The organism is Bacteroidales bacterium (assembly GCA_021648725.1).
Taxonomy (GTDB): domain Bacteria; phylum Bacteroidota; class Bacteroidia; order Bacteroidales; family JAADGE01; genus JAADGE01.
This window is the reverse complement of sequence record JAKISF010000002.1, coordinates 53014-64977: the sequence shown is the minus strand read 5'-3', so window position 1 is coordinate 64977 and position 11964 is coordinate 53014. Positions and strand designations below refer to the sequence as shown.

The following is an 11964-nucleotide window of genomic DNA, read 5'->3' as shown; positions in this document are numbered from 1 at the left end:
AATCACTTTGTTTGTGAGTAAAACCGTATCATTTTTTCTTCCGGATTATAAACATATACAATGTTTTCATTGTTTTCTTGTTTAAAAAGCAATATTCCGTCTGTTTTCAAATATTCATATTTTCCGGCTTCGTATTTATCTCCGTTTTCTTTTGTTCTTACGGTTGAGTTCCCGAGCAACCATCTTCCGCCGTGCCTTCCGGCTTCTATTGTTTTTATTTTAACTTTTTCGTTAATAATAACGGAAATATTTTCTTTATTATCAAAAAATATCAACATTTGGGTTTCCTCTTTTTCTTTATTTTCAATGATACAAGCAAAATCTTCAATATCGTTATTATCAAAAAAGCCGAATGCTACGGTATTTAATTCAAAAGTTTTAACATCATCGGGATATAATTTCCAGCTTGTTTTGTTGTCTTCAAAATATCTGTTTTCAACAAAAAATTCTCGCAAGGCTTTTTTATACTTGGCCGGGATTATTGTTCCTGCCAAACTATTTCCAAAAATTGCATTTATTTGTGCGAAAACAGGAGATACCTCAACATAGTCCGCATAAACATAACCGACATTATTTCTTAAACTTCTTACTTTATACCACGGTTTTTTAATTATTCCGTCTTCGGGCTTCTTGATTATTCTGACAGTTTCACCATAATGAAGTTTTTCTGTTTTTTTTGCACCTAAGCTGTCTGCTTCAAGTAAATATGCATTGTTATCAATTATTTGTCGCTCATCTTTTTTTGACAAAAAATATAAGCCCGTAATAATCATTGCCGTGAATACAATTGCAGCAAAAAGCATTATAATATTTTGTTTAAATTCATTTCCGAGTACGGGTTTTCTTATATCTATTTCTGCAGCATCGATTATTTTTGTTTGCAAAGAAATTGTTGCTGATTTTGTTTTTTTTGTTTGTGTATTTAAAAGAGCTATGCTTAATTCGTCGCAAGACTGGAACCTGTTTAACGGTTGATTTTGTGTTGCTTTACTGATTATGTTTCGCATTTTGTCGGAAACTCCGACATAAAACCTGTGAGGGTCTGGGAAGGGTTGCGTAACAATTTTATTGTAAATTTCATATTCACTTTTGTTTTTATCATACGGATATTGCCCTGTTAAGATATAAAAAAGTGTTGCTCCGATTGAATAAATATCAGTCCTTCTGTCGAGCACCTTTCCTTTTACTTGCTGCGGGCTCATAAAAATTGTTGTTCCGAGTTTTGCTCCGTCTTGTGTGACCAATGCTTGGTTTTTCCTTAAATGTTTTGCTATTCCGAAGTCAATTAATTTTATGGTATTGTCGGAAGTTATCATAATATTCGACGGTTTTATATCCCTGTGTATCATGTTTTTTGAGTGCATGTGTCCGACAGCATCTAAAATTTGAACAATTAATTTGACAGCTTTTGTTTCCGGCATCGGGCCTGATACCAAATCAACATAAGCATCAAGCGTTTGTCCTTTTACATATTCGGTTATTAGAAATGTTCCCAGATCGTTTTCAACAAAATCATATAAACCGATTATATTCGGGTGGTTAAGCTTGGAAAGTAATTTCGCTTCATTTATAAAGCGTTTTTTATATTGAGGATTTTTTTCTAATATAGGATTTAGCATTTTTACGGCAACTCTTCGTTTCAAAACTTTATGAATACCGAGATAAACAATTGCCATGCCGCCCTCATCAATAATTTCGTCTATTTCGTAATCATTTATGTATTCGCCGACCATTTATTTTTGTTTTTTCGGTATTATTATTATTTCCCCCGGGATAAAAAAAAGTTCGTTCTTTTTATTTGCAATTAAGATGTCAATCATATTACGTTTTTTAATATCCGGATACGAATAAATATATTTCCCGACTCTTTTTTTATAAACATCTTTTACGGGGATATAGTATTTAATAAAACTTTTATGTTCCGATAATCCGGTTGCACGACCTATTTCTTCAGGCTGTATATTGAATCTTTTATGAATATCATTCGTTTTTGACCCTGCTTTTATGAAAACATTTATTAAAGTGTCGTTACTTTGCTTTTTGTATATAAGTAATGCAGAACTTGACTTGTTGTCCTTTTTTACTACAACGGGGTCTTTAATAAAATATCGAATAATAAGCACTGATGAGACTAAAAAAAGGAAAACGAACAAATAAAAAAAACGCGTTTTAACTTTTTTCGACTTTGACTGTTTTTTTAAAAAATCAGTATTTGTTTCTTTTCCGGTATTATAAAAGCGAATCAGTTGTACTGTTATATTATCGTCTCCCCCGTTATCAAGAGCATTGTTAATCAGCAAATTAACTTTTTTGTCAATATCTTTATTATTTAATAAAATGTTAAGTATTTCTTTGTTTGTCAGTTCGTTGGTTAGTCCGTCAGAGCATAAAAGAATGTAATCATTATCAACGGGACTAATAAAATCTTTACAAACTGACGGGTCGGCAAATTCCTTAATTCCGACTGCTTTTGTAATTTCGTTTCGCCTGATATGCTCTCTTGCCTCATTTTCCGTAATAATTTTTCGGTTTACTAAGTTCATTACGAAAGAATGGTCTTGTGTTAATGCAAATATTTTTTTTCCGGTTTGGTAATAAACTCTGCTGTCGCCGACATGTGCATAATAAACCTTATTATTTCGGATAAGAACTAAAACAATTGTTGTTCCGGGCTTTTGTCCGAGACTTCTTTTTTCAAAATATTCGAAAACCTTGTTGTTTGCAAATTCTATTGCGTTTTTTATCAGAATTTGTGGATTTTCCTCCCATTCTTCCGACAAGTATTTTTCAATTTGCTTAATTGTAATTTCTGCGGCCTTTTTTCCGCCCTTAATTCCTCCCATGCCATCACACAACACAAAAAAACTTCCGTTAACTGTTTCAAAATGAGTAAATGCGTCTTCATTTTCTTCACGGACATTTCCGATATGGGAACCTCCGAAGTAACTGAAGTTTTTAAGTTGTTGTGTTTTTGTCATTTTAACAAAGCCTCTTTATTAAAAAGATAATTTTGTAAAATTAACAAAAAGTTAGCATATTGTATATATTCTTTTTTTGATTTCTGAATAATATCAATATAAGTCGTTGAAAAAGAAAAATTGTTTTTTATTTTTGGCAATACAAAATGAAAAAAGTTGAAGGTATAATAATCGGAGCTGCCAGAGCAGGCACAACAACACTTGCATCATATATGGATGTGCATCCTTCAATTGATTTCTCCAAAGAAAAAGAAGTTCACTTTTTTGCGTTTGAAGATCTATTTCAAAAAGGAGACACATACCTTAATTCGTTTTTTAAAAATGACGGAAGATGTAAAATTACTGCAGACACATATCTTTTAATTGATAAAAATGCCCCAGAAAAAACAAAACAATATAATCCGAATATGAAGATTGTATTGGTTCTGCGAGATCCTGTTTTACGTGCATTTTCAGGTTATAATTACTCTGTCAGAAACGGTTACATAAATAAAAACATTAGTTTTATTGATGCTTGTCAGCAAGAAAAAGAGTTTGAAAATTCTGATGATATTGTACAGAAAAACAATATGTGTAATATTTTACGAAGTAAGTATTATTCCGGGCTTCAATATTGGATGCAATTTTTTCCGAAAGAAAACTTTCTTTTATTAAAAACGTCTGATTTAAAAGATAATATTCCGTTTGTTCTCAGGCAAATATCCGGTTTCTTTAACATAGAATATAAAAATCTAAATATAAACGACAATATTAAAAATAAAGCCTTTAAAGTTCGCTCAAAAAAGCTTCAACAGTTTTTAGTTAACAGAAATAATCCGACAAGACTTTTTTTAAAGAAAATTATTCCTTCCTTTATTAATCGTTTTCTCATTAAAACCGGGACAGTAAAAAAAATTGCAGACATGAACAAGCAGGCTAAAGAATATAATAAAATAAATGACGAGGAATATTCGTTTGCATACAAAATGTTAGAAGAGGATATTTTAAACTTAAAAAAAACATACAATATAGATTTCACAAGATAATGAAAATTGAAGCATAGAGGATATTGATATAAAAGACGGTTGTTGTGTTTTTGCAAGAAAAACAGCGAAAAAAATTAACAAGTTTATTGTTTCTTTTCGGAGACGAAGATAAACTTATTCCTAAAACAAAGAAATTGATCAGTTTTAATTTAAAAAAGGTAATTAAAAAAGATTTTGCGAAAAGCCTTCTAACATTAATGTCGGGAACAGCAATTGCCCAAATAATCAGTATTCTGGCAATACCGATATTAACAAGAATATATACTCCGGAGGAATTTGGAATATTCGGAGTATTTTTTAGTCTTTCATCAGTTATTGCGTCAATATCTTCCGGTCGCTTTGAGTTAGCAATAATGTTGCCGAAAGAAGATACCCGAGCGTTACACCTTTTTGCTTTAAGTTTTGGTTTGGTTGTAGTTACTTCTGTTTTAAGCCTTTTTTTTGTTTTAATCTTCAATGAACAAATTTCCGGTTTGCTGAACACCGAAGGTTACAAGTCTGTTTTGTATTTTGTTCCGCTGTCTGTTTTTTTTCTGGGAACATATAAAATTTTTTACAACTGGTTCAGTCGAAAAAAAGAATTTAAAAGTATTGCCTTTTCCTATATTGCAAAAAACAGCACATCTGTATCCTCAAAAATAGGCTTTGGGTTTTTTATATTAAAAGAGTTTGGTCTTATTGCGGGGGAAATTATCGGACAGTTTTCTTCTGTTTTTCTGTTATTCTTAAAAAACAGAAGGCTTAATCCATTAAAAAATTTAGTTATTAATAAAGCAACTTTAAAAAAAGAAATAAAAGAAAATAAGAATTTTCCGATTTTTTCAATGCCTATGGCATTCCTAAACTCTATTTCTGTTGACATTCTTATATATGTTCTTACATTTCTGTTCAACACAACAATTGTCGGGCTGTATTTACAGGCAAGTAAAGTCATAAATTACCCGCTTAACTTTATAAGCAGTTCTTTTACAACGGTTTTTTATCAAAAAATTACAACCACAAAAAACAAGCTTCGCTTATATTTTTATTCATATTTAATTTCTTTTCTTTCAGCTTTATTAATTCTGTTTCCGGTGTTGATTTGGGGAAGAGAGCTTTTTGGTTTTGTTTTGGGAGAAAATTGGGCTTTTTCGGGCAATATTGCACAAGCTCTTATACCAATTGCAGTTGCCGGATTTGCAACAAGAAATGTAAGCAGTGTTTTTTCATTTCTTAAACTTCAACAAATTCTTTTAATTTGGCAAATTGTTTTTTTAGGGACGGCTATTTTAATTTTTATTTTATGCAAAGGACAAAAACTTATTATTTTATTGACTTATTTTTCATTTTTCGGAGCATCTTTGTATATTGTTTTGGGGATTATCGGTTATCTTGTTTTAAAAAAACACCGTTTTAAAATATAAATACATCAGATGAAAAGTTTTTTTAAATTATTGGTTCTGAAATTTTTCCGCTTGTTTTACAAACAAATGGATTTGTCTGTTTATTACTCTGTTAAAAAGTTGACAATTTTGTTTATTATGCAAAAAATAATAGGAATAAACAGAAAGGTTCCTTGGCCTGTACATTTTACTTCTCAAATTATTTGCCACAAAAAAATAAAAAAAAATACGGAAAAGAACCCCGGCGGAGCTGTTAATTGCTATATTGACGGAAGAAACGGAATTATTATAGAAGAAAATGTTTGGATAGGTCCGGGAGTATATATTATAAGCAAGAATCACTCGCCCGATAATTATAACGATTATATGCCGGGAATGCCTATAATTATCAGAAAAAACTCTTTACTTCTGGCAAACAGTATAATTTTGCCCGGAGTTGAACTTGGAGAACACACGATTGTTGCAGCCGGTTCTGTTGTAACAAAATCTTTTCCTGAAAACAATCAACTTATAGGAGGAAATCCTGCAAAAGTTTTGAAGAAACTCGGGGCATATAAAAGTTAAAATACCAGAATAATACTACTATTGACAACGGATATTTTGAGATATATAAAACACAAAAATATTGATAAAAAGAAATGGGATAATTGTATCAGTGTTTCAAAAAACAGAATTGTTTATGCCCTTTCTTGGTACTTAGACAGGCTATGCCCGGGATGGGACGCCATAGTTGAAAATGATTATATATCTGTAATGCCTATAATACATAAAAGAAAGTTTTTTATAAACTATATTTATAATCCTTTTTTTTCTGCCAGGCTGGGTGTTTTTTCTGAAAAAGAAATTGACTTTGATCTGTTAAACAAGTTTTTCTCAAAAATTCCGCCTAAATTTAAGGTAATTAACATTAAGCAAAACTCTTTTGAAATTATTGAAGTTCCAAACTTCACACATACAGAAAACATAACTTACGAACTCCAACTTAAAAAACAGTATAACGAACTCAAAAAGAGCTATTCAAAAAACCACAGAAAAAACGTTAACAGGAGTTATAAAAAAAATATTGCCGTGAAAAAAGAACAAAACATTTCCGGACTTATTTTTTTAAAAAAACAGCTTACGGGCAACAAAATTCCGAATTACCTATTTGAAAGAATGCGAGATGTTTTAAGTTTCGCTCAAAAAAATGACTGCTTTATTTTGTATAATGCTTATGATAAAAGCGGAAATATTTGTGGTTCAGCCGGCTTTATAATAAAATATAAAAGAGCTGTTATCTTTTCTGCAATAAACGAAACGGGTCGAAAAAATAAGGTCGGGTATTTATTAGTTGATTTATTTCTTAAAAATTATGCAGGAACAGATCTTGTTTTAGATTTTGCCGGGTCGAATATTAAAGGAATCGCAGATTTTAATAGTGGTTTTGGAAGCATAAAGCACACATATCAGAACTATTCCCGGAATAATCTCGGTTTTATTTTTTCTCTTTTTACTCGTCTTAAAAATCGCTGATGTTTGTGTTTTACTCAAAATAATTCTTTATTTCATACCCGGAATTTTTCAAAAACTTATCCTTTTTCATCAATTTTAAGTCGCTTTGAACCATTTCTGTGATTAATTGTTCGAGAGTATATTCCGGTTTCCACCCGAGTTTAGTATTTGCTTTTGTCGGGTCGCCTATTAATAAATCTACTTCCGTAGGGCGGAAATATGACGGATCAACTTTTATTACAACTTTTCCTTCTGTTAAGTTGTCGGAAAATTCTCCCGTTGCAGACTTGATAATTCCTATTTCATCCTGACCTTGATTTTTAAACTCCAGTTCTGCACCGACTTCTTTGAAGGCCATTTTAATCATATCTCGAACGGATGTAGTTTTTCCGGTTGCTATTACAAAATCTTCCGGTTTGTCTTGTTGCATCATCAGGTACATGGCTTTTACATAGTCTTTTGCATGCCCCCAGTCTCGTTTTGCCGAAAGATTCCCGACATAAAGAACTTCCTGCAAGCCCAATGCAATTTTGGATGTTGCTCTTGTAATTTTTCTGGTTACAAAGGTTTCTCCTCTGATTGGAGATTCATGATTAAATAAAATGCCGTTACAAGCAAACATATTATAAGCTTCTCGATAATTTACCGTTATCCAGTAAGCATACATTTTTGCAACACCGTATGGACTTCGAGGATAGAAAGGCGTAGTTTCTTTTTGAGGAACTTCTTGAACAAGTCCGAACAATTCACTTGTTGAGGCTTGATATATTTTAGTTTTTTTAGTCAGGTTTAATAGTCTTACGGCCTCTAAAATTCTTAGGGTTCCGATTCCGTCGGCATTAGCAGTATATTCCGGGGTTTCAAAACTGACTTTAACATGGCTCATAGCTGCCAAGTTATAGATTTCATCCGGTTGAACCTCTTGAATAATCCGAATAAGATTTGTTGAGTCTGTTAAATCTCCGTAATGCAGAATAAATTTACGATTTTCAACATGCGGGTCAAGATATAAATGGTCTATTCTGTCCGTATTGAACAAAGAACTTCTTCTTTTTAAACCGTGGACAATGTATCCTTTTTTCAATAAAAATTCTGCAAGATATGCTCCGTCTTGCCCTGTAATTCCTGTAATGAAAGCTGTTTTTGGCATCTGGTTATATTTATTTGTAAAATCAAGGTATCAAAATTAATATAATTTCATAAAGTTAAGCATTAAAACGAACAGTCATAATTCCGGATTAGGCACTTTTTTATGTGTCCTTCTGTAAAACAGAAATAAAAATATCCCGAATAAAGCAAACGTCATGAATAAAGCCGTCGGTTGTGCTATGGCATCTTCCGTTTGTTCAACTTTTTCGGCACTTTCGGTAAAAAAATAAACTAATACAGAAATTGCATTATTAACAAAATGTGCAAAAACGGGGATCCATATATTTTTAGACCAAACCAACAAATATCCGAACAATAAGCCTAAAATAAATCTTGGTAAAAAAGTAAAAAACTGCATATGAACTGCACTAAACAATATTGCTGTAATAAATACGGAAACATGAATGTTTTTAGTCCAATCTTTAAATAATTTCTGCAAAATTCCCCGAAAAAAGAACTCTTCTCCTACGGCAGGTAAAACAGCTATAACAAATAAATTTACCAGCAAACCGCCTATTGTCGAAACATCTAAAAATGCAGAAGTTGCAATTTCAGCACTTTTTTCGGCTAATCTCATCTTTTCTTCTAAGCCGGCTAAGCTTTCAGGCAAAGACATTTGAGAGTTTAAACTCCCTAAATAGCCGCTTATCGGAATAATAAAAAGAACAATTAAAAAAGTAACCAAAAATAAAAATGCCGAACTGCTTTTATCGGCACTTAAATAAGTTTTAGGTTTTTTAGAAAATAAATATGCAGCAATAATCGGAGGCAATACAAATATCCCCAAGTGCTGAACCGCCTGCATAAACTTTATAAAAGAAATATTACCGGGATTTGAAAAATCAAAAGAAGAAGCAAAATTTGAAAAGTCAATTTGAAAAACAAGAATTGAAATAACAGTACCTAAAAATAAAAGCACAAAAAAAGACCCCACAATAATAAACATAAAAAAAATAATCTTTAGCGGAGCACTTGTTTGTTCAAAAAAAGGATTTTTCATAAATGTTTTCTATATTTTTCGTCAACTAAGTTCAATTATTTTGAGTAATAATAGTTTGTGTGGGAAATGCAAAGCCTAATTTTGCTTCATTGAATTTCCTTAAAATCTCAAAATTTGTATCATTGATTGCCGCCCAAATGTCTTCTCCCGGTTTTATGTAATATATATAAGTAATATTTAAAGAAAAATCTCCGAATGTTTCAAAAATGGCAACACATTCGTCTTCCGTATATTTACTATTCTTATCAATTTCTTTAAGAATCTCAATTCCTCTTTGAATATCGTCTGCTGTCATATCATAAGTTAAACCTAATGACAATGCCATTTTTCTGCTGGGTTCGGAACTGACATTTTCAATGTATGATCCCGTAAATTTATGGTTCGGAATTGTTACAATTCTTCCGTTTAATGTTTTTAATTTTGTGCTTCTTAATCCTATGTCCGTGATTGTTCCGTCAAACCCGTCTAATTGAATTCTGTCATTAATTTTAAACGGTTTATCCATAAAAACCGAAACTCCTCCGAAAAGATTTGCAACAGAATCTTTTGCTGCCATTGCAAATGCCAAACCTCCTAATCCGAGCCCTGCAATTAAAGCCCCTACGTCATATCCTGCATTATTCAACCCCACAACTATGGCAACAATCCATATAACAGCTTTTAAACTTTTTCTTATTATCGGAAGAAGTTGGTCGTCTAAGTCTCCGTCTGTTTTTTTAACGAGCGGTGTTAAATATTCAACTATTATAGCATCAACAAGCCTCACAATTAACCACGAAACATCAAATGTTATTGCAACATAAAATGCTTTGTCCATAAATGCTGCAAATCCTTCCGAGAGGTTTAAATAAGCTACACCAAACCAAAAACCGCCTAAAACAAGGGCTAAAATAATCGGTTCTTCAATTTTATCTACAATTAAATCATCTAATTGCGACTTTGATTTCTTAGTAAGCTTCTTTATAATATTTCCCGAAACCCAGTAAAGAGCCTTTGCCAAAACAAAAGTTCCTACAATAATTAACAATGCAACTAACCATTCTGCAATTGTATTTCCGTAAAATGTTTTATCAAAAAATTCTGTCATAATTAATTTGTTTTTTATGCCCCAAAGCTATTAAAACTTAATTTAATATAAAAACCGAAAAAATTATTACTTTTATATTTTTAAATTTAAATACAGACTGAAATGAAAAAGTTTTTATTATTTTTTTTAGTAGGTGTTTTTTTTATAAACACAGCAAGTTCTCAAAGACGAACACAAACAGTAAAATGGTTCAGCTTAGCGGCAAAAACCGGAATAGGAAACTCGGTCCTTTTAAATGTTGATATTATTGAAGACGGAAATGTTGATTTAAACTATTTTTCAATGAGCCAATCATTCGGCGGAAGGTTTACTTTTACAATAGGAGACAATATAGGTTTCGGGGCTGATTTGTTATTTTCAAAATACAACCAGAAATACACAATTATTAACACAAATGAAGTGTATGATAAAGATTTAGCAATGAAAACATTGGACATATTGCCGTTTTTCAGATATACGGGGAATACCGGAGTTTACATAGAGGTGGGGCCTAAACTTTCAACAATAAAATCAATAGAAGAAACGAATACAACAACATCTGCAATAGTCAGACCTAATTTAATCGGAAATTATGAGCCTAAATTTACAAGTATTGTTTTAGGTTTCGGTGCCGGCTTATACAGTAACGAACGACTTGATGTTAATTTGGGAGCAAGATTATCTTATTCTTTTACTGATATTACACCAAATGCAGCATATAATGTTACGGGTGACGGTTATTATTTTCCGAACTATGCAAAAAGCTATCCGACAAATCCGGCATCAGTTCAAATAATTTTAGAGGTTAATTATTTCTTTGCTTTCTGGGGAGATGCTTCATGCGGAAGAGGTCGTTTTATGTTGTTTAAATAATTTTAATGTCAAAAATTAAAGAAATAAAGGCTCTTATCGGGGAAGAAATGAAAGAATTTGACGGTTTCTTTAAAAAAGCCGTAAAAAGTAAAGTTCCTTTGCTTGATATTGTTATGAACTACATTATCAGACGAAAAGGAAAACAAATGAGACCTATGTTTGTGTTTTTGGCAGCAAAACTATTCGGAGACATCAAAAAAAGCACTTATACCGCAGCAACTTTAATTGAATTGATGCATACTGCTACTCTTATACATGATGATGTGGTTGATGATGCTGATAAACGACGTGGTTTTTTCTCAATAAATGCTTTATGGAAATCAAAAATTGCAGTTCTTACCGGTGATTTCTTGCTTTCGAAAGGATTATTGCTTGCCGTTAACAATAAAGAATATAAGCTTTTGGAAATTGTTTCCGAGGCAGTGAAAGAAATGGCGGAAGGAGAGCTTTTACAAATCGAAAAATCGAGAAAATTAGATATTACCGAAGAAACATATTTTGAGATTATTTACAAAAAAACGGCAACCTTAATTGCTTCTTGCAGTGCAGCGGGTGCAAAATCAGCAGGTGCAAATGATGATGAAATGCAACATTTAAAAGAATTCGGGAAATATGCAGGTATTGCATTTCAAATTAAAGATGATTTATTTGACTATCAAAAAACAAACCTTACCGGAAAACCTACCGGGAATGATATTCAAGAAAAAAAAATAACACTGCCGCTTATTTTTGCGTTAAGCAAAGCTGAAAAGTCAGAAAAAAGACATATCCTGAGAATAATTCAAAAGCATAATTCAAACAAAGAAAAGGTTGAAATTGTAATGAATTTCGTTAAATCAAAAGGAGGATTAGAATATACGGAAGAAAAAATGAATGAATATAAAAATATGGCTCTTGGTAAGTTAATAACTTTTCCGGAATCAGAAGCAAAAAAAGCATTATCGGATTTGGTTGAATATATTACTACCAGAAAAAAGTAATAAAATGAACAGACCAAAAA

Annotated in this window: 11 protein-coding genes; 6 read left to right on the top strand and 5 right to left on the bottom strand. The window is 31.7% G+C overall.

All coding sequences use genetic code 11. The features are described from left to right. Positions 1–2: 2 nt before the first annotated feature. Complete coding sequence (locus L3J35_01210) at positions 3–1733, bottom strand: serine/threonine protein kinase (GenBank protein MCF6364799.1); 1731 nt, start codon at positions 1731–1733, stop codon at positions 3–5. Continuing rightward, positions 1734–2978, bottom strand: a complete 1245-nt coding sequence (locus tag L3J35_01205; GenBank protein MCF6364798.1) for a Stp1/IreP family PP2C-type Ser/Thr phosphatase — start codon at positions 2976–2978, stop codon at positions 1734–1736. A 146-nt stretch (positions 2979–3124) separates the two neighbouring features. Between L3J35_01205 and L3J35_01200 the strand changes: the two genes are divergently transcribed. From L3J35_01200 to L3J35_01185, 4 genes are read left to right on the top strand one after another with little or no spacing between them, the layout of a single operon-like run. After that, on the top strand, positions 3125–4003 hold the full coding sequence (locus L3J35_01200) for a sulfotransferase domain-containing protein (protein MCF6364797.1): 879 nt from the start codon (positions 3125–3127) through the stop codon (positions 4001–4003). 44 nt (positions 4004–4047) lie between these two features. Beyond that, positions 4048–5406: an oligosaccharide flippase family protein gene (locus tag L3J35_01195; GenBank protein MCF6364796.1), complete on the top strand. Its 1359-nt coding sequence runs from the start codon at positions 4048–4050 to the stop codon at positions 5404–5406. A gap of 9 nt (positions 5407–5415) precedes the next feature. Then, positions 5416–5949, top strand: a complete 534-nt coding sequence (locus tag L3J35_01190) for an acyltransferase (protein ID MCF6364795.1) — start codon at positions 5416–5418, stop codon at positions 5947–5949. Positions 5950–5985: 36 nt separating this feature from the next. Then, on the top strand, positions 5986–6897 hold the full coding sequence (locus tag L3J35_01185) for a hypothetical protein (protein MCF6364794.1): 912 nt from the start codon (positions 5986–5988) through the stop codon (positions 6895–6897). A 10-nt stretch (positions 6898–6907) separates the two neighbouring features. Here L3J35_01185 and gmd read toward each other — a convergent pair whose 3' ends face one another. From gmd to L3J35_01170, 3 genes are all read right to left on the bottom strand, one after another. Continuing rightward, positions 6908–8026, bottom strand: coding sequence for a GDP-mannose 4,6-dehydratase (gmd, locus tag L3J35_01180; protein ID MCF6364793.1), 1119 nt, complete (start codon positions 8024–8026; stop codon positions 6908–6910). Between the two features lie 75 nt (positions 8027–8101). Next, entirely contained in the window at positions 8102–9025 is a 924-nt protein-coding gene (locus L3J35_01175) for a CPBP family intramembrane metalloprotease (GenBank protein ID MCF6364792.1), read from the bottom strand. A 31-nt stretch (positions 9026–9056) separates the two neighbouring features. Further along, on the bottom strand, positions 9057–10112 hold the full coding sequence (locus L3J35_01170; protein ID MCF6364791.1) for a mechanosensitive ion channel family protein: 1056 nt from the start codon (positions 10110–10112) through the stop codon (positions 9057–9059). A 102-nt stretch (positions 10113–10214) separates the two neighbouring features. Here L3J35_01170 and L3J35_01165 point away from each other — a divergent pair, with 102 nt between their 5' ends. Together L3J35_01165 and L3J35_01160 are read left to right on the top strand one after the other, a co-directional pair. Continuing rightward, positions 10215–10964, top strand: a complete 750-nt coding sequence (locus tag L3J35_01165) for a PorT family protein (protein MCF6364790.1) — start codon at positions 10215–10217, stop codon at positions 10962–10964. Positions 10965–10969: 5 nt separating this feature from the next. After that, the gene (locus tag L3J35_01160) at positions 10970–11944 is read left to right on the top strand and encodes a polyprenyl synthetase family protein (GenBank protein MCF6364789.1); all 975 of its coding nucleotides are present in this window, start codon (positions 10970–10972) and stop codon (positions 11942–11944) included. Positions 11945–11964 lie beyond the last annotated feature (20 nt).